Origin of the sequence: Streptomyces sp. NPDC008092 (assembly GCF_042957285.1) — a bacterium.
Taxonomy (GTDB): domain Bacteria; phylum Actinomycetota; class Actinomycetes; order Streptomycetales; family Streptomycetaceae; genus Streptomyces.
Window position 1 is genome coordinate 411,634 of sequence record NZ_JBIBHY010000004.1, and the last position, 17,472, is coordinate 429,105.

Sequence of the window (17,472 nt, forward strand, 5' to 3'; positions counted from 1 at the left end):
TCAGGAGTTCGCGGCCTTGAGCAGGCCGAACAGGCGGGCGGGGTCCAGCTCGTTGTCGCCGCGCAGCGCCTGGACGACCTCGCGGACCCGCCGCGGGGAGGGGCTCGCGCCGAGGAAGTCGCGGGTGGCGGGCGGTCCCCACTGGGCCAGGCCGCTGGTGGACATCGGGGCCCAGCCGGGTTCGACGTCGCCGGAGAACAGGTCGCCGTCGGCGAAGTGCTCCAGCATGAGGCGGTCCGGGTCGCGCCAGTAGTCGAAGAGCTGGCTGCCCTGGATGTGCCGGCCGATGCCCCAGCTGCGCCGGTAGCCGCGCTCCTTGAGGTACTCGCCGCCGGCCGCGATCGAGTCCAGGTCGGTCACCTGGTAGGCGGAGTGGACGTACCCGGTGCCGGGTCCCAGGTGCATGGCGAGGGTGTGGTGGTCGGCCGGTGTGCCGCCCAGGTCGCAGCGGACGAACGCCATGACGGGCCCCCGCCCGCGCTGCCCGTCCAGGAACAGGAAGTCGGACACGATCATGCCGAGGGTGTCCAGGTACCAGTCCAGGGCCTGCCCGAACACCCGCGTCTCCAGCACCACATGGCCGAGCCGCTGGATACGGGACGGCTCCCGGGGCGGGCGCTGCGTGGCGTTCGTACGGCGGTGGTCCGCGCCGAAGTTGAGCGGCAGTGGAGGCTGCTCGGGCAGCGCCGTCAGTTCCTCGCCGCAGTGGACGACCCGCACCGGGAAGCCGGACGGGTCGAGCAGGCCGACCTCCTTGCCGCCGCCGGGCACATCCGCGTCGCGCACGGAGGTGCCGGTGGCGCGGGCCAGCCGGTCGAGGTCGGCCCGCTCGGCCGCGCGAAACGCCGGGCCGATGAAACGGGAAGTACGCCCGCGCCGGATCACCATGCACGGCGGGCCGGCGAAGGTGCCGCGCAGCCACAGCTCGCCGTCCGTGCGGGCGGCGACGGTGAACCCGAAGTCCCGGGCGAAGACCTCGGCCCGGTCCAGGTCCGGCTTCTCGAACTCCAGCCAGGCCAGGTCCGCCACCTTGATCACGGGGTTCCGGGACCGGCCCGGATGCTCGCCGCGCAGGGCGCCCTGCTCGCTGTGGAGGTCCTGATGGGCCGTCCTGACGGTTTCAGACATGGTGCCCTCCGGGCGACGTCGCCATAATGACGAAATCATCAATCATGAGATTTCCATCGTCAAGATGTCGCCCGGAGTTAACTGATGAATCCATCAGTACTGTGACCGTCATCGGCGCCGCGGCTAGACTCGGCGCATGTCTACGTCAGCCCCGCCCGCCAACCGGTTCGAGCGACGCCGCGCCGAGACCCGTCAGGCGCTGGTGCGCGCGGCCCGGCGGATCCTCGCCGAGACCGGTGACACCGGCGCCAGCATCCAGGCGATCGCCGAACAGGCCGACGTCGGCTTCGGCTCCTTCTACAACCACTTCGACTCCAAGCCGGCGCTCTTCGAGGCGGCCGTGGTGGACGCCCTGGAGGAGTTCGGCCAGGCCTTCGACGAGCGGCTGACCGGGATCGACGACCCGGCGGAGCTGGTCGCGGCGGGTTTCCGGCTCAGCGCCCGGATGGCGGACTCGCACCCGGAGCTGATGCAGGTCCTGCGCCGCCGCGGCCTCGGCCACATCCACGCCGAGAACGGCCTGACCAGGCGGGCGCTGCGGGACATCCAGGTGGGGATGGCCTCCGGCCGTTTCACCGTCGCCGACCCGGCCGTGGCCCTGTGCGCCCTCGGCGGCACCCTGCTGTCCCTGGTGGAGCTGCGGTTCGCCCGCCCCGAGGCGGACGGCGACGAGGCCGCGGCGAACCTCGCCGAGATGGTCCTGCGCATGCTGGGCCTGCCGCCGGACGACGCCCACGAGGTGGCCCGGCGCCCGTTGCCCGGCATCGACTGACAGCTGCCGAACACGACCGGCCACGGCCGAACACGGCCGGCTACGGCCTGCTCCCCGGTGAGGCGCCGGCCGCCCATGAGGATGCCCGTGGCCGCGCCCGCGGCGCGGGGGCGCGCGGCTCAGCCCCCGGCGGGATCCCCGTCCTCGGGGACGGCCTCGGCCGGATCCTCCCCCACGACCTCGGCGGCGACCTCGGCGACCACGGTACGGGCCCGCTCCTCCGGGACGCCGGCCGCGATGAGCGAGGCGACGGCCGTACGGGTGCCGTCGTCCTCGAACGTCCCGGTGTTGACCTCCTCCAGCAGGGCGATGGTCATGCCCTCCAGGGCGGCGCTGAGCACCGCGGGCGGGAGGTGGGGGTGGAAGACGCCGTCCCGCTGGCCGCGCTCCACGATGGCCGTGGCCCGGACCCGGGCGGGCCGGAGGACCCCGGCGACGCGCTCCGCGCCCAGGTCCCGGTGGGCGAGGGCCAGCAGCATCCGGTAGCGGTCGCCCACCGGCCACATCGACAGGGAGAAGCGCGCGAGGGCCCGGTCGGCCGGCTCCGCCGGCTCCGCTCCCCGCGCCACGGCGGCCTGGAGCGTCTCGGCGGCCTCCTCGGCCAGCGCCTCCAGGAGCGCGGCCCGCCCCGGGAAGTGCCCGAAGAGCGTGCGCCGTACGACGCCGGAGGCGCGGGCCAGTTCCTCCAGGGTGACGTCGGGGTTCCGGCCGAGTTCCTGGCGGGCGGTGGCCAGGATCCGCGCCCGGTTGGACCGTGCGTTGCGACGCTGCGGCACGCGGCCGACGGGCTGGGACACGGACAACCTCGATGAAGACCGGACGGACGACGGGCGCCCTCATTCTGGCACGGGCGGTCCGGGACCGCGGATAACGTTGTCAGCGGTCGGGGAGGCGACCGTGCCGACGAACACGGAGCGGAAACGGAGCGGAATCCGGAGGCGTCCACCGGACACTCGGCCCGGCCCGGCCCGGGCCCGGCGCCGGAGGTCAGCCCCCGGCGGAGACGGATGACCTGGGGTGCTCGGCGAATGCCGGACCGGAATGCGTGGGGGCGAGGAGTTTCAGCAGCAGTTCCCGCAGTTCCTCCTCGCCGCCGGGGCCGAGCATGGCGGAGACGTCCGCGGCGAGTCCCGCGACGGCCCGGGCCACGACACCGAGCTGCTCACGGCCGGGATCGGTCACTTCGAGGGCGTAGCGGCGCCGGTCGTGCGGGTCGCGGCCGCGGCGTACCAGGCCCTGTTTGACGAGTTCGTCGACGAGCTGGGAGGCAGCGGGCCCGGTGATGGCGAGCAGTTCGGCGAGCCGCTGCTGGGCGACGGGCCCGAGGGCGTCGAGGGCGGACAGCGGACCGTAGTGACGCACCCTCAGACCGGTGCCGGCCAGCTTGTCGTCGCCGTGCCTGCGCAGCCGGTGGTGGGCCTGTCCGACCAGGTACTCGGTGCCCTGCACGAGCGGTTGCGCCGACTCGGGCAGCAGCCGGCCGAGCAGTTCGTCGAGCCGCGCGGTCTCCTCGTCCGTCAGTACGGCGGTGAGCCGGGCGTCCCGCTCGGCGACCGCCCGCCGGCTGGCCTCGACGGCCTCGCGCCCCTTGTCGGTCAGGGAGAGCACGTACTGGCGCCGGTTGTCGGGGTTGCGGGTGCGCCGGACCTCGTCGCGGGCCTCCAGCCGGTCGATGACGCCGACCATGATGGTGCGGTTGATGCCGAGCCGCTCGGCGAGGTCGAGCTGGGACTCCCAGTCGCGGCCGGTGAGCGCGTCGAGGACCAGGAAGTCGCGGGGGTCGCTGTCGCGGCCGTCGTCGGTGGCGGCGAACTGCGCGTGGACGCGGCGCAGGAGGTAGCCGATGAAGTCGGTGAGCGCGTCCGGGAGGACTCCGGGGACCTCAGCGGTCTGCTCGGTCCGGGTCACCGGGCCGCGATCGTCGTCGCTCTCGTACCGCAAGTCAGCACCTCCTGCCCGAGTATATCGACGGCTCCCCGACCAGTACCGGTACCGGCACCGGCACCGGCACCGGCACCGCATCCATATCCGCACGGACACGGGCACAGACACGGGCACCGGCACCGCGGAACCGGCGGCCCCGCCCGGAATGGCCGGGGCGGGGCCGCCGGTGTCGGTCACCGGGCGGCGGGCGGGTGCCCGGCGTCCTGCTGCCGGGGGCGGGTGCCCGGGAGGGTGGCCAGGGCCACCACCAGGGCCAGCAGGTAGAGACCGCCGCCGAGCAGGAACCCGTACGAGTAGCCGGTGGTGAGGGCGTGCGGGACGCTGTCCGGCAGCTCGTGGTGCGTGACGGCGGTGGCCGCCGCCGCGAGGGCGGCGAGGCCGAGGGCGCCGCCGATCTGCTGGGCGGTGTTGACCAGGCCGGAGGCGGCGCCGGTGGCCTGCGGGGCGACCCCGCGGACGCTGACGACGGTGACGGCCACGAAGACCGTGCCGAGGCCGAGACCGGCGACCAGCTGGGCCGGCAGCAGCGCGGCCCACGGGTTCTGGCCGGGCTCGACGAAGCTGAACCAGACCATGCCGGCGGTGCCGGTCAGCAGGCCGAGGGCGGTCACGTCGCGCTCGGGCAGCCTGGCGAGCAGCTGCGGGCCGAGGCCGCCGGCCGCGATGCCCATGCCGAGGGCGAAGGGCAGGTAGGCGACGCCGGTGACCATCGGGGCGTAGCCCTTGACGAGCTGCATGTAGAGGGTCAGGAAGTAGAAGGTGGCGAGCATGCCCGCGCCGACCAGGAACATGATCAGGTTGGCGCCGACGCGGCTCCTGTCGGCGAGCACCCCGCGCGGGATCATCGGCGTCCGGCTCGCGCGCTGGACGAGGACGAAGGCGAGGATCAGGGCGAGTGCGGCGCCCAGGCCGATCAGGGTGACGCCGTCGCCGAAGCCCTTGTCGCCGGCGCGGTTGACGGCGTAGACGAGCGAGCCGAAGCCGAGGGTGGCGGTGAGCGCGCCGGGCACGTCGACCCTGCCGCGTTCGCGCTCGCTCTCGACGAGGACGCCGGTGCCGAACAGGACGGCCAGGGCGATCGGGATGTTCACGAACATCACCCAGCGCCAGCTCAGGTACTCGGTGAGCGCGCCGCCGAGGAGCAGGCCGACGACCGAGCCGAGGCCGCCCATCGCGCCGTAGACACCGAGCGCCTTGGTGCGGGCGGGGCCGGCCGGGAAGCTGGTGGCCAGCAGGGACAGGGCGGTGGGGGCGGCGATGGCGGCGCCCGCGCCCTGGATCGCCCGGGCGGCGATGAGCAGTTCGCCGCTCCGGGCGAGGCCGCCGAGCAGCGAGGCGGCGGTGAACAGGACCAGTCCGGTGCGGAAGACCCGGCGGCGGCCGAAGAGGTCGCCGGCGCGGCCGCCGGCCAGCAGCAGACCGCCGAAGGCCAGGGCGTAGGCGGTGACGACCCAGCCGAGGCCGGACTCGCCGAGCCCGAGGGCGCTCTGCATGCTCGGCAGGGCGACGGCGACGATCGTGTTGTCGAGGACGAGCATGAGCTGGGCCGCGGCTATCACGAGTAACGCGAGTCCGGGCCTGCCGTCCTGCTGCGGCGGGGCCGCGGCCTCGGGGACGGCCTGAGTGCGGTCTTGCAGCGACATGGGATGTCTCCGTGTCTGTCTCAGGGTCGGGGGTGTCGGGCCGAGCCGTCGGGATCCGGTCAGCGGCCGGTGGCGGCGGAGGCGGTCCTCGGGGTCCAGATGCCGAGGTCCTCGTAGGCCTTGCGCCAGTCGCTCCCGTAGGCCTTGCGCAGTGGTTCGGGCATGTTGCCGAGGAGCTTGGCGGCCTTGGCGGCGTCGATGTCGTCGAGCAGCCAGGGCAGGTAGCGGGCGGAGTCGTCGCCGATCCGGGTGCGCTGCTCGCCGGCGAAGGCCGCCCACTGCTCCGGGGAGAGCGTGATGTCCATCAGCCGCAGGGCGTCCCGCTCCTCGTGGTCGAGGTGGGCGCCCAGCTCGGTGCAGAGGGTGTCGGTCAGGCCGGTCAGGCGCTCCAGGCCGGAGTCGCGGTCGGCGAGGGCCGCGTCGATGTCGGCGAGCAGCGGGTCGATGACGCCGTGCTCGGCCTCCATGTCGGCGAGCAGGGCCAGTTCGGAGTCCCGGCCGGCCAGCGCCGCCTCCATGACCGGCCAGATCCGCACGTCCTCGGAGGTGTGGTGGACGGTCAGGAACTTCTTGAAGAGCTCCCAGCCGACCGCGGTGCTCAGTACGTGCCGGGGGTCCTCGTCGACCCGCGCGGTGATCCGGGCGATCCGCTCCAGCTCGCGGCGGAGCGCGTCGTGGATCGCGAACATCATCGTCATGTCGAGGTTCTTGAAGTCCTGGCTCATGGCTCTCTCCCTCACTGCGTCACTGCCGCTTCGGTACCGAGAGAGTATCGTCAACTTGCTTATCTATCAATCCTCCAACTAGCAGTCTCCCAACCATCAAGCTTGGAATCATTTGCCAGGGGCGCGCCGGAGTGGCCGGTACTGTGCAGCAATGGTTCTTCGTTGTGCGGTACTCGACGACTTCCAGGGAGTGGCCGCGGAGTTCGGGGACTGGGCCTCCCTCTCCGGTCAGGTCGAGGTCGTCTCCCTGCGGGAGCATCTCGGCGGCGAGGACGAACTCGTCGCGGCCCTCGCCCCGTTCGACATCGTCGTCACCCTGCGCGAGCGCGTCGCCTTTCCCGGCTCGCTGCTCGGGCGGCTGCCCCGGCTCCGTCTCCTGATCGCCTCCGGGATGCGCAACAGCGTCATCGACTACGCGGCCGCCGAGGCGCACGGGATCACGGTGTGCGGTACGGAGAGTTCCTCGACGCCGCCGGTCGAGCTGACCTGGGCGCTGCTGCTGGGACTGGCCCGCGGGCTGGTCGGGGAGAGCACGGCGGTGCGCGGCGGCGGACCCTGGCAGTCCACCGTCGGCGCCGACCTGCACGGACGCCGGCTCGGACTGCTCGGGCTCGGGAAGATCGGGAGCAAGGTCGCACAGGTCGGGCTCGCCTTCGGCATGCACGTGAGCGCCTGGAGCCAGCACCTCACCGAGGAGCGCGCGGCGGAGGTCGGCGTCGAACTCGCGCCGAGCAAGGAGGACCTGCTCGCCGCCGGCGACTTCGTCTCCGTCCATCTGGCGCTCGGCGACCGCACCCGGGGACTGCTCGGCGCCGCCGAACTCGCCCTCCTCAAGCCCACCGCCTACCTCGTCAACACCTCCCGCGCGGCGATCGTGGACCAGGACGCGCTGCTCGCCGCGCTGCACGAGGGCCGGATCGCGGGCGCCGGTGTCGACGTCTTCGACATCGAGCCGCTGCCCGCCGGCCACCCGATGCGCACCGCGCCCCGGCTGCTGGCCACCCCGCACCTCGGCTACGTCTCCTACGCCAACTACACGACGTACTACGGCCAGGCCGTGGAGGACATCCGGGCCTACCTGGCGGGCGCCCCGGTACGGCGGCTGCCTCAGGGGGCGTCCTGACTCCGGCCCTTGGAGTGATCGTCCGGTGATCGGCGTGACCAGCCGCAGGTCGGGGCGTTGAAAGGGAAGTGCGGCGGCTGGTCCTGCCGCCGCACTCCCCGAGCAACAAGAAGGAGAACGTGATGTCTCGCATCGCGAAGGCCGCCGTCGTAGCCCTCGGCACCGGCGCTGTGGTGATCGGTGGGGCCGGCCTGGCCCTGGCCGACGCGGGTGCCAACGGCGAGGCCGTCAGCTCGCCGGGCGTGGTGTCCGGCAACGTCATCGAGGTTCCGGTCAACATCCCGGTGAACGTGTGCGGCGACACCATCGACGTGATCGGTCTGCTGAACCCCGCGTTCGGCGCCACCTGCGCCAACGAAGGCCACCTCAAGGCCGGTGACGGCAAGAACGGCGGCTACGGCTCCTGAGCCACCGCCCGCGGAGGAGGAGCCCCGGCGCCCTGGGCGCCGGGGCTCCTCCCGTGTCCGGGGCCGGTTCAGGCGTACCGGTAGATCCGGCTCACGTCCTCCAGCGACTCGGGGGTGACGTCCCACGGCGGCAGCTTCCCGCCCCGGGCGACGATCCGGTCGCGCTGCGGGTCGCCGGGGCCCGGCGGCCTCGCCGGCAGATAGTGCTGCCCGCGGTGCCGGGACTTCCAGCGCTCCCACTGGAGGTCGACGAAGGCGTGGTGGAACCAGAAGACGGGGTCGTTGACGGAGGCGCCGCCGAGCATCGCCCCGCCGACCCAGCGGTGCACCCGGTTGTGGTTGTGCCAGGACGTCTTGCCGCTGCCGGTCCCCCAGCCCTCCAGCCGGTTGCGGAAACCCCGGGTGACCGTCGAGTCCCACGGCGGGACGTCGTAGGCGGGGTCGGCCAGCGCCCGGTCGAGTTCGGCGCTGGTGGGCAGGTCGATCGGGTCGCGGGCCCGGCCCAGGTCCCGGGCGAGGAACTCGCCGTCGGTGATGCCCTCCGTGATGGTCCAGTGCCCCGCCGCATAGGCGAAGGGCCCGGTCATCACCTGCTGGTCGCGGGCCCGGCCGTTGCCGCCGAGCAGGTCCTTCGTCCACGGCGCACCGGAGGCCGAACGGTCCCTCGTCCAGTCCCAGTACGGCACCGTCACCGAGCCGTCCACCCGGCGCAGGGCCTGCTCCAGGTCGAGCAGGAAGCGGCGGTGCCAGGGCAGGAAGGAGGGCGCCATGTGGGCGGCGCGCAGTCCGTCCTCGCCGTCGGGGGTGTAGTAGTCGATGTGCGTCCGCACGAATTCGTCGTACTCGCCCCGCCGTTTGACCTCCAGGAACGCCTTCACCAGCCGCCCCCGCTCGGCGGCCGTCAGCCTGCTGATGTCCTTACGCACGTACGCCATGGTCTCCCCCCATGTGCAGGTGTCCCCCGCCCGCCGGACCGGGCGCCGGATCGCGCAGCCGCTGCCCCGGCCCCATCTCGTCGACGGCCCCGCGGGTCGCCGCCAGCGGGGTCGGGTACGAGCTGTAGTGGTCGACCATGCTGAGCCAGGTGCCGTCGGCCCGCCGCATCAGATGCAGCGGCCGGCCGTCCACGGTGACCTGCCACTCGCCGTCGTCGGCGGCCCGCCGCGCGTCCGGGACGAGCGCGCCCCGGATGCGGCGGCCCCGGTAGGTCTCGTCGAAGGACGTGTCCGCAGGCCCGCCCGACGGCCCGCCTGCCGGGAGCGACGGGCGGGAGGCGGCGACGACCGGGGCGAACGCCAGGGCGACCACGGAGGCGAACAGCCCCCGGGCCGCCTCGCGCCGCGTCGGTCTGCCCGCCGCCGCTCTGCCCGGCCGGCCGGCTCCCGGCTCCGCGCCCACCGCCACACCACCGACTCCGACGACCATGCCCACTCCTCGTACGGTTCACCGACCACTGTCGGTACCGGTAACCGTCCGAGGGGGCGCCCGGTCACCGCCGCACTGCCGTCCGGGGCGGGAACGGGGCGAAAGGGCCCTACCGCGCGGAGGGTTACTTGCCGGGGCCGGGGCCGGCGCCCAGGTCGCCGCCGACGACCGTCTGCAGGACCGGGGCGAGCACCCCGACCTCGGGCATCTTCAGGTGCGGCACGCCGTAGTGCTGCGGGTCGGGCGCGCTCAGGGGCACGTCCAGGGCCAGGCCGGGAGTGAGGGTGCGCAGGTCGGAGGCGGGGATGTCGACGCCGACGTGGTCGAAGCCCGCGCCGAGGGCGCGCGGGAGCGGCAGAGCGAGGCCGACGCCGGGCAGCTGGCCGTTCAGCGGCACCTGCGGCAGCGCCCCCTCCGGGACGAGCCGGCCCTCGACATAGCGGGGGCCCTCGGGGACGCCGGGGATCAGCAGCGGCAGTTCCATGCCGAGCTTGGGCATCTGCACGCCGAGGGACTTCTCGACGCCGTCCAGGGGCACGGGGACAGGGACCCCGCCGGCCGCGGCGGCGGGCGTGGCGGCAGCGGCGCCCACGGCGACGGCTACGCCCGCGACGACGACGGCAAGGGTTCCTCGGGTGGTCGGCTTCATGTCAGGTACGGGCCTTTCGGGCTGCGAGAGGAGCGACGTCCGTACCGGGTAACGAGCCGGAATCGGCATCAGTTCACAATTCGCCCGGGTGCCGCATTAGTCGGCTGTTCACCAGTCCACTGGTCACTCGTCAGCTGATAACTGTTCAGCTGGTCATCATTCAGCTGATCGGCAATCCGGAATTTCCGAATTCGGCTGTTCGGTTTTTCAGTTGTTCAGCTGGTCCAGAAGTCCCACCATCGGGTCAGGATCAGCATGCCGACGATCCCGGTGTGCAGGACCGGCGGCACCCAGGTGAACTCGTCGAGGAAGTCCCGCAGCGGGCGCGGCGCGGGCAGGTAGCGACGGCGTACGGCGAAGGAGGTGACGTACCAGAACAGGACGATGGTGGCGACCCAGGCCAGGCAGCACCACAGGCACAGCGCGCCGATCCGGTACAGCGACTGGAACTGCAGCCAGGACACGAAGCCGATGCCGAAGGCGCAGCCGGCGTCGAAGGCCAGCCAGTACCAGGCGGGGAAGCGGGCGCCGGCCAGCAGGCTGGTGCCGACGCAGATCACGACGGCGTAGGCCACCAGGCCCAGCATCGGGTTGGGGAACCCGAACGCGGAGGCCTGGGCGCTCTTCATCACGCTGCCGCAGGACACCACCGGGTTGAGGCTGCACCCGGGCACGAAGTGCGGGTTCTCCAGCAGCTTGAACTTGTCGAGGGTGATGACCCAGGAGGCCAGCAGCCCGGCCGCCCCCGTGATCACCGTCAGCAGCGCGAACCCCCGCCCGGCGCCCGCGGCCTCGGCCATCAGCCGCGCAGACTGCGGGCCGGCAGGACGACGTGCGCGGCGGCCGTCAGGGTCTCCTCGGCTCCGGCGAAGTCCCTCAGCGCCTCGGGGGTGACGGGCTTGCCGGGCTCGCCCTCGGGCCACGGGCGGGTGGTGAACACCAGGTAGGCGTAGCCGCGTTCGCCGACCGCGGCGAGCCACTCCGCGGGCGCGGGGCACTGGGCGTTGAGGGGGGCCAGGCTGAGCACGGCCTGGCCGGCCTCGACGAGCAGGGTGACGGGCAGGCTGGGCCGGGCGGTGCCGTCGACGAGGTCGCCGCCGACCTGCAGCCCGTGGGTGGCGAGCAGCGCCTCGATCGCGGTCGCGGTGGCCCCGGGACCGCCCGCGGCGTCACCGAGGGAGTAGGCCAGCAGGTAGGGCATGTCGCTGCCGTCGGGGGCCTCGCCGCTCCAGGCGAGCACGACGAGGGTGCCGAGGTCGGCGAGACGGAACGGGCGGGTTTCGCTTGGGGTTGAGGTCACCGCGCGACCCTATCGACGGGCCGTGCGCCGACCGGGTGCCCGCTCACCCGACCGGCGGACGCCCACCGGCCGGGCCACACGAACGAGGGACACCCCCCGGTGTCCCCCGGACGCTCCCGGACCGTCCCGGCTCAGCTCTGCAGCGGCAAGCCGCCCAGCAGCGGGTTGTGCTGGTTGAGGGCGGCGGCGGCGGTCTTGACCGTGTTGAGCGGGGAGCGCTTGTTCTCGGTGTCGAGCGCGTTCGACTGGTGCCGCAGCGGCATCGCCTGGTTGAGGTCCAGGCCGTCCTTGGTGATCGTGTTCACGGCGCCGTTGAGGCTGGTGGGCGTGAGGTCGGCGGTGTTGTAGGCGAACGCGGGCGCGGCGACGCCGACGAGAGCCACGGAACCGGCGGCGACGGCGACGGCCTTCAGCGACTTCATCTTGTTCCTTTCTTCGGCGGCTTTCGGCAACGCAAGCCACCCGGGGAAATTCCGACGACATGTCCAACGACGTCCCTGCGGGCCGGAAACCCCGTTTCCGGAAGACATATGAGATCCCGGAAACACGAGATCCCGGAAAGACGAGATCCCGGAAAGACGGGAGGCCGGAAAGGCAGGGGGCCGGAAAACGCGGACCGGCCGTCCGCCCGCGGGGTGCGCGGGCGGACGGCCGGCCGAAGGGAACAGACGGTGCGTCAGTCGCTGACGCAGGTGTTGCCGAAGCCGGGGTTCAGCAGGCCGATCACGTCGATGGTGTCGCCGCAGACGTTGAGCGGCACGTGGATCGGAACCTCGATCACGTTGCCCGACAGCACACCCGGGGAGTGGGCGGCGGCGGCGTTCGCACCGCTGTCGGCGGCAGCCACACCGGCACCGCCGGCGACGGCCGCGACGGCGGCGGTGGACAGGACCAGGCCCTTCGCGATACGCGACATGGAGAGGTCTCCTTGGGGTCGAAACAAACATTCGGGCGGATGCCCAGCGCTGTGTCAACGCGTGGCACCGCCCCGGGTTGTGCCGCCAAAGGGGTGATCTCCGGGGAGGCGCCTTCACGACTCCGACACACTTGCACGGTTTTGACGGATTAATACGGATAGCGACTAGAGTTTCGAACCTCCCGACTTACCCGTATTGGCATCACATCGCACTCATCCCGTGTCCCTGTCTCCCCGCCCCCGCCTCCCTGAAAGAACGAAGCCGGTCATGCGCAATACCCTGGGCCCGCTGCTGCGCCGTGCGTCGGCAAGCGCGCTCGTCCTCGCCTCGGTCTGGGCACCGGGCACCGCCCGGGCGACGGCTCCACCCGCCCCCGAGGCTCCGCGCATCCCCTTCGCCGAGCGCTACCACGCGGTGCTGCACGGCGGTTTCGCCCGCGCGGCCAACGCGTCCGTCAGCTGCCGCACGACGCCCGGCGAACTGTCCGAACCGCTCTGCCCGGCCGCGCGGGAGGGACAACTCCCGGCGGTGAACGGGGACTTCGACATGTTCTACGTCGACGTCGACGACGACCCCGGCACGTACAACTCCTCCCGCGCCGAACTCCGGCTGCCGGAGGGCTGCCGGGTGACGTACGCGCGGCTGTACTGGGGCGGCAACCTGCTGGCCGGCGAGCAGAAGCCGGCCGCGGACAACGGGCGGGTGCTGATCGCCGAACCCGGCGGCGCCTACAAGGAGTTGCTCGCCGACACGGTCGTGGGCCACCGTACGGGCCGCGGCGCGGACGCCTTCCAGGCCTCGGCGGACGTGACCGCGCTGGTCCGCTCCAGCGGATCCGGACTGTGGACGGTCGGCCAGGTGAACGCGGCCGCCGGACGGTCCGCGGCCGGTGCCTGGGGCGGCTGGACGCTGGTCGTGGCGTACGAGGACCCGGCGCAGCCGCTGCGCACACTCTCCCTCTGGGACGGCTTCGGCTCCCTCGACACGCCGGCCGAGGTACGGCTGAACGGGCTACACGCCCCGCGTGGCGCCGACGCCCTGGTAGGCCTGGTGGCCTACAACGGCGACCGGGGCGGTACCGGCGACTCGCTCACCTACACCACCGCCGGGCACGCACCCGTCCCGCTCCAGGACTCCGCCGACCCGGCCGACGACGTACTCAACTCCACGATCAACGAACCCGGCCCGGTACGCGCCCGGCGTGAGCCCGCGTACGCCAACACGCTCGGCTACGACTCGGATGTGTTCGATCTAGGTACCGGTCTCGCCCAGGGCGGTGACCAGCTGACCTTCCGGCTCGTTTCCCAGCGCGACGCGGCGTGGGCGGGCGCGCTCTTCGCCGCCGTGGACGCGCAGTAGTACGCCGCGTTCCCGCCCGCAGTCCCGAGCGCGCCCCCCGTGAGCGAGGAATCCGCGTATGCACCGATCAGCCACCGACCCTCGGCCACGGGTCCTCCACCTGGCGCAGCCCGTCGAGGGCGGAGTGGCCCGGGTCGTCCTGGACCTGACGAAGGCCCAGCTCACGGCCGGTCTGCGGGTCACGGTGGCCTGCCCCGGTGGTGAACTGGCGGAGCGCGCGCGGGAGCTGGGCGCCGAGGTGCGCGGGTGGCGCGCCGACCGCTCCCCGGGCGCCGGTCTCCCGGACGAGGTACGCCGCCTCGGGCGGCTGCTCGACGAGGTACGGCCGGCGCTGCTGCACGCGCACAGCGCGAAGGCGGGCCTCGCCGGACGGCTCGCCGTACGCGGCCGCGTCCCGACCCTCTTCCAGCCGCACGCCTGGTCCTTCGAGGCCGTCGGCGGCACCACCGCCGCGCTGGCGCTGCGGTGGGAGCGGTGGGGCGCGCGCTGGGCGCACCGGGTGGTGTGCGTCAGCGAGGCCGAGCGCACGACCGGCGTGCACGCCGGGATCCGCGCCCGGTACACGGTCGTCCCGAACGGCATCGACACCGAGCACTTCACCCCGACCGTCCCGGCCGTCCCGCACGCCCAGACCGCCCCGACCGGCCCGGGCACCCCGGACGCCCCGGGCGGGCGGCCCGCGGGGGCGCCCCTGGTCGTCTGTGTCGGGCGGCTGTGCCGGCAGAAGGGCCAGGACGTGCTGCTGCGGGCCTGGCCCGAGGTGCTGCGCCGGGTGCCGGACGCCCGGCTGGCGCTGGTCGGCGACGGACCCGACCGGGACGAGCTGCGCCGGCTCGCCGCCGCCGTCTCCGCCTCCGCCCCCGTCGAGTTCGCGGGCTCCGTCGCGGATGTCCGCCCCTGGTACCGGGCCGCCGACCTGGTGGTGCTGCCGTCCCGCTGGGAGGGCATGGCGCTCTCCCCGCTGGAGGCGCTGGCCTGCGGACGGCCGGTGCTGGTCACCGATGTCGACGGCGCCCGCGAGAGCCTGCCGCCCGGCCACGCGGCGCACTGCCTGGTCCCGCCCGGCCGGCCGGGCGCGCTGGCCGGGGCCGTCGCCGCACTGCTCCTCGACCCGGAGCTGCGCACCTCGCTCGGCGGCCAGGGGCGCCGGCACGTCCTGTCCACGCACGATGTGCGGCGCACGGCGGAGGCGGTCGCGGAGCTGTACCGCGAACTCCTCGACGGGCGGCCACTGGTGTCCTTCGAGCGCAGGGAGTCCATCCACTCGTGACCGCGGAAAGCACCGTCCCCTCCCCCGGCGCTCAGCCCCGGGACCACGGACTCTCGCCCGTCTCCGTCCTGCCGCCGCGCACCGCCGGCGGCTTCCGGTTCCCGCTGCGGCGGCCGCCGGTACGGCCCGCCTCCCCGGTGCCGCTGCTCGCCGCCGACCTGTGTGCCGCGCTGCTCGGCGCGGCCGCGCTCGACGAGGCCGTCCGCCGGCCGGTCCTGATCGGTCTGCTGGTGGCCGGGGCGATACTGCTGCGCCCGCTGACCATCCGGCGGATGACCGGGATCCTGGACGAACTCCCCGCCGTCTGCGGCCGGATCGCCGTCGTCTGGCTGGGGCTGGCCGCAGCCGTCGCCGCCTGGGACCCGGACCGGGCGCTGACCGGCCGTGTCCTGCTCCTCGGCTTCGCCCTGCACGCGGCGGCCGCCGGCGCGGGCCGCGGCCTGGTGCACTGGCGCCGCCGCCTCGCCCTGCTGCGCCGGCCGCGCGCCGCCCTGGTCATCGGCCCGGCCGCCACCGCCCAGCGGGTCGCCGCCGCCGTGCTGCGCCACCCGGGCTGCGGAGTGCGCCCGGTCGGCGTCGTCGCCGAACACCCCGCGGGCGCCGAGGGCCTGCCCGTGCTGACCACCGGCGAGGAGGTCCAGCGGGCCCTCATCCAGAACGGGGTCCGGGCCGTCCTCACCGTCGACCCCGCCGTCCGTACCGAACAGGGCCCGCTGCTGCGGGCGCTGGCCGAGTCGGGCTGCGTGGTGTGGGAGGTCGACGCGGACTCACCGGCGTACGAGATGCGCGACCAGCTCGCCGGGTTCTCCTGCCGCCGGCTGGAGATGGGCTCGCGGCGGCGCGGCAGCATCGGCAAGCGGGTCCTGGACATCGCCGTCTCCGGGGCGGCGCTGGTCCTGGCCGGACCGCTGCTGCTGGTCTGCGCGACCGTGCTGCGGATCACCGACGGGCCGGGAGTCGTCTTCCGGCAGGAGCGGATCGGCAGGAACGGCCGCCCCTTCACCCTGCTGAAGCTGCGCACCCACCGCCCGGTCGACGAGCACGAGGCCGCCACCCGCTGGAGCGTGGCCGGCGAGATCAAGATGAGCCGCTTCTGCCGCTTCCTGCGCCAGACGTCGCTGGACGAGCTGCTGCAGCTGTGGAACGTGCTCTGGGGCGACATGAGCCTGGTCGGCCCGCGCCCCGAACGGCCTTACTTCGTCGGCCAGTTCAGCCAGACCTACCCGGGCTACGCGGCCCGCCACCGGATGCAGACCGGCATCACCGGACTCGCCCAGATCAACGGGCTGCGCGGCGACACCTCCATCGAGGACCGGGCCCGCTTCGACAACGCCTACATCGACAACTGGTCGCTGTGGCAGGACGTCTGCATCCTGCTGCGCACCGCGGCCGCGCTCGTGCGCTCGACGGGGAGCTGAGAATGAGCTTCGCACTGACACCGGCCAGGCCGCTGCGGCTGCCGCCGGTGCTGGCCGCGGTCGCCGTGCTCGCGGTTCTCGCGCTGCCGCTCGCCCCCGGCGGCGAGGAGAGCGGGGCCGGACCGGCGGACGCGGTGTCTGCCCTTGTGGTGCTGTACGCGGCGCTGCGCACGCTGCGGGAGCGGCGGCGCCCGCTGTCCGCCACCGCCGTGGCGGTGCTCGGCCTGCCGGTCGTGGGGCTGGCCGTCGCGGCGATGGGCGCGGCCTCGCCGGGCGCCGGGGTGACCGGCCTCGGCCGCTACCTCCAGGTGTTCGTCCTGGTCCCCGGCGCCGTCGTGCTGCTGGTCCGGGACCGCGCCGACTTCCGGCTGCTCGCCTGGTCGTTCGTGGGGCTCGCGGTCTGGCAGGGCGCGGTCGGGGTGCACCAGTACGTCACCGGGACCGGGGCGTCGTACCAGGGCGAGGAGATCCGCGCGGTCGGCACGTTCGGGCCGCAGGACGTGATGGGGATGGCCACCGTCGTCTCCTTCGGCCTGGTGTGCGCGGTCGGTCTGACGCTGGGGCGGACGCCGGTACGGCAGCGGGTGGCGGCGGGGGCGTGCGCGCTCGGGCTGCTGCTGCCGCTGGCCGTCTCCTTCAGCCGGGGCGCCTGGATCGCGACGGTCCTGACCTGCGGGGTGCAGCTCGCCCTGGCCGGGCTGCGGCGGGCGCTGAAGGTGGCGGCGGTCGCGGTCGCGGCCGGTGTGGTGCTGGTGGGCGGCTTCGGGGTCGGTACGGCCATGCTCCAGGAGCGGCTCAGCAGCATCGGGCAGGTCACGGACGCACCGGACCAGTCGGTGGTCGACCGGTACACCCTGTGGGCGGCGGCGACGGGGATGTGGCGGGAGCACCCGGTGACCGGCGTGGGCCTGAAGAACTTCCCCGCCTACCGGGACTCGCACGCCTCGCTGGCACTGTCGTCCGGGAGCGACACGGAGGGCGCGGGGGCGGCGTACCGGAAGCAGCCGCTGCTGTCGCCGCACAACATGTACCTGCTGGTCCTCAGCGAGCAGGGGCTGCTCGGGCTGCTGGCGCTGGGCGGCAGCTGGCTGGCGCTGCTGGCGTGCGGGCTGCGGGGGCTGTGGCGGGTGCGGGGCGAGGCCGGTCTCGACTGCGCGCTGACGGGGTGCGGGCTGCTGGTGTGGCAGCTGGTGGACTTCGCGTACGGGGACATCGGGGGGCCGTCGACGGTTCTCACGGCGGTGGTGTTCGGGGCGGTGGCCTGGTGGGCGTTGGTGGGGGCGGAGCGGGACGAAGAGGCTGCGGCGCGGTGACGGTGACGCCTTCCCGGGCTTCGGGGCTGGAAGGTCCGGATGCCGACTGCGGGTCCGATGCGGCTGGTCGCGCCCCCGC

19 protein-coding genes are annotated in these 17,472 nt (G+C 73.7%); 7 read left to right on the top strand and 12 right to left on the bottom strand.

Annotated elements, in window-relative coordinates:
* Positions 1-1,128: a VOC family protein gene (locus tag ACFZB3_RS14825; RefSeq protein ID WP_391374939.1), complete on the bottom strand. Its 1,128-nt coding sequence runs from the start codon at positions 1,126-1,128 to the stop codon at positions 1-3.
* A 136-nt stretch (positions 1,129-1,264) separates the two neighbouring features.
* Between ACFZB3_RS14825 and ACFZB3_RS14830 the strand changes: the two genes are divergently transcribed.
* Entirely contained in the window at positions 1,265-1,900 is a 636-nt protein-coding gene (locus ACFZB3_RS14830; protein ID WP_391374942.1) for a TetR family transcriptional regulator, read from the top strand.
* Between the two features lie 119 nt (positions 1,901-2,019).
* Here the strand turns inward: ACFZB3_RS14830 and ACFZB3_RS14835 are convergent, their stop codons facing one another.
* The 4 genes from ACFZB3_RS14835 to ACFZB3_RS14850 form a co-directional block, all read right to left on the bottom strand.
* On the bottom strand, positions 2,020-2,697 hold the full coding sequence (locus tag ACFZB3_RS14835; protein ID WP_391374945.1) for a TetR family transcriptional regulator: 678 nt from the start codon (positions 2,695-2,697) through the stop codon (positions 2,020-2,022).
* A 190-nt stretch (positions 2,698-2,887) separates the two neighbouring features.
* Complete coding sequence (locus ACFZB3_RS14840; RefSeq protein ID WP_391375804.1) at positions 2,888-3,808, bottom strand: MarR family transcriptional regulator; 921 nt, start codon at positions 3,806-3,808, stop codon at positions 2,888-2,890.
* Positions 3,809-4,017: 209 nt separating this feature from the next.
* The gene (locus ACFZB3_RS14845) at positions 4,018-5,487 is read right to left on the bottom strand and encodes a DHA2 family efflux MFS transporter permease subunit (protein WP_391374948.1); all 1,470 of its coding nucleotides are present in this window, start codon (positions 5,485-5,487) and stop codon (positions 4,018-4,020) included.
* A 59-nt stretch (positions 5,488-5,546) separates the two neighbouring features.
* Positions 5,547-6,212: a hemerythrin domain-containing protein gene (locus tag ACFZB3_RS14850; protein WP_391374951.1), complete on the bottom strand. Its 666-nt coding sequence runs from the start codon at positions 6,210-6,212 to the stop codon at positions 5,547-5,549.
* Between the two features lie 151 nt (positions 6,213-6,363).
* Here ACFZB3_RS14850 and ACFZB3_RS14855 point away from each other — a divergent pair, with 151 nt between their 5' ends.
* Together ACFZB3_RS14855 and ACFZB3_RS14860 are read left to right on the top strand one after the other, a co-directional pair.
* A complete protein-coding gene (locus ACFZB3_RS14855; protein WP_391374954.1) occupies positions 6,364-7,335 on the top strand; it encodes an NAD(P)-dependent oxidoreductase in 972 nt (323 codons plus the stop codon).
* Between the two features lie 122 nt (positions 7,336-7,457).
* Positions 7,458-7,742 carry a chaplin family protein gene (locus tag ACFZB3_RS14860; protein ID WP_391374957.1) on the top strand — a complete coding sequence of 95 codons (285 nt, stop codon included), beginning with the start codon at positions 7,458-7,460 and terminating at the stop codon, positions 7,740-7,742.
* A gap of 68 nt (positions 7,743-7,810) precedes the next feature.
* Here the strand turns inward: ACFZB3_RS14860 and ACFZB3_RS14865 are convergent, their stop codons facing one another.
* The 7 genes from ACFZB3_RS14865 to ACFZB3_RS14895 all read right to left on the bottom strand — a co-directional run bounded on the left by ACFZB3_RS14865 (position 7,811) and on the right by ACFZB3_RS14895 (position 12,032).
* Positions 7,811-8,677, bottom strand: coding sequence for a tyrosinase family protein (locus ACFZB3_RS14865; RefSeq protein WP_391374959.1), 867 nt, complete (start codon positions 8,675-8,677; stop codon positions 7,811-7,813).
* Entirely contained in the window at positions 8,661-9,167 is a 507-nt protein-coding gene (locus tag ACFZB3_RS14870) for a tyrosinase family oxidase copper chaperone (protein WP_391374961.1), read from the bottom strand. The genes ACFZB3_RS14865 and ACFZB3_RS14870 overlap by 17 nt, the downstream gene beginning before the upstream one ends.
* 124 nt (positions 9,168-9,291) lie before the next feature.
* Positions 9,292-9,816, bottom strand: coding sequence for a hypothetical protein (locus ACFZB3_RS14875; protein ID WP_391374964.1), 525 nt, complete (start codon positions 9,814-9,816; stop codon positions 9,292-9,294).
* Between the two features lie 215 nt (positions 9,817-10,031).
* A complete protein-coding gene (locus tag ACFZB3_RS14880) occupies positions 10,032-10,616 on the bottom strand; it encodes a vitamin K epoxide reductase family protein (protein WP_391374966.1) in 585 nt (194 codons plus the stop codon).
* Entirely contained in the window at positions 10,616-11,116 is a 501-nt protein-coding gene (locus tag ACFZB3_RS14885; RefSeq protein ID WP_391374969.1) for a DUF5949 family protein, read from the bottom strand. The genes ACFZB3_RS14880 and ACFZB3_RS14885 overlap by 1 nt, the downstream gene beginning before the upstream one ends.
* 131 nt (positions 11,117-11,247) lie before the next feature.
* The gene (locus ACFZB3_RS14890) at positions 11,248-11,538 is read right to left on the bottom strand and encodes a hypothetical protein (protein ID WP_391374971.1); all 291 of its coding nucleotides are present in this window, start codon (positions 11,536-11,538) and stop codon (positions 11,248-11,250) included.
* A gap of 254 nt (positions 11,539-11,792) precedes the next feature.
* Positions 11,793-12,032, bottom strand: a complete 240-nt coding sequence (locus ACFZB3_RS14895) for a chaplin family protein (protein WP_391374974.1) — start codon at positions 12,030-12,032, stop codon at positions 11,793-11,795.
* 268 nt (positions 12,033-12,300) lie between these two features.
* Between ACFZB3_RS14895 and ACFZB3_RS14900 the strand changes: the two genes are divergently transcribed.
* From ACFZB3_RS14900 to ACFZB3_RS14915, 4 genes are read left to right on the top strand one after another with little or no spacing between them, the layout of a single operon-like run.
* The gene (locus tag ACFZB3_RS14900) at positions 12,301-13,392 is read left to right on the top strand and encodes a DUF3344 domain-containing protein (protein WP_391374977.1); all 1,092 of its coding nucleotides are present in this window, start codon (positions 12,301-12,303) and stop codon (positions 13,390-13,392) included.
* A gap of 58 nt (positions 13,393-13,450) precedes the next feature.
* Complete coding sequence (locus ACFZB3_RS14905) at positions 13,451-14,662, top strand: glycosyltransferase (RefSeq protein WP_391374979.1); 1,212 nt, start codon at positions 13,451-13,453, stop codon at positions 14,660-14,662.
* Entirely contained in the window at positions 14,659-16,080 is a 1,422-nt protein-coding gene (locus tag ACFZB3_RS14910) for an exopolysaccharide biosynthesis polyprenyl glycosylphosphotransferase (RefSeq protein ID WP_391374982.1), read from the top strand. The genes ACFZB3_RS14905 and ACFZB3_RS14910 overlap by 4 nt, the downstream gene beginning before the upstream one ends.
* 2 nt (positions 16,081-16,082) lie before the next feature.
* On the top strand, positions 16,083-17,393 hold the full coding sequence (locus ACFZB3_RS14915) for an O-antigen ligase family protein (protein ID WP_391374985.1): 1,311 nt from the start codon (positions 16,083-16,085) through the stop codon (positions 17,391-17,393).
* Positions 17,394-17,472 lie beyond the last annotated feature (79 nt).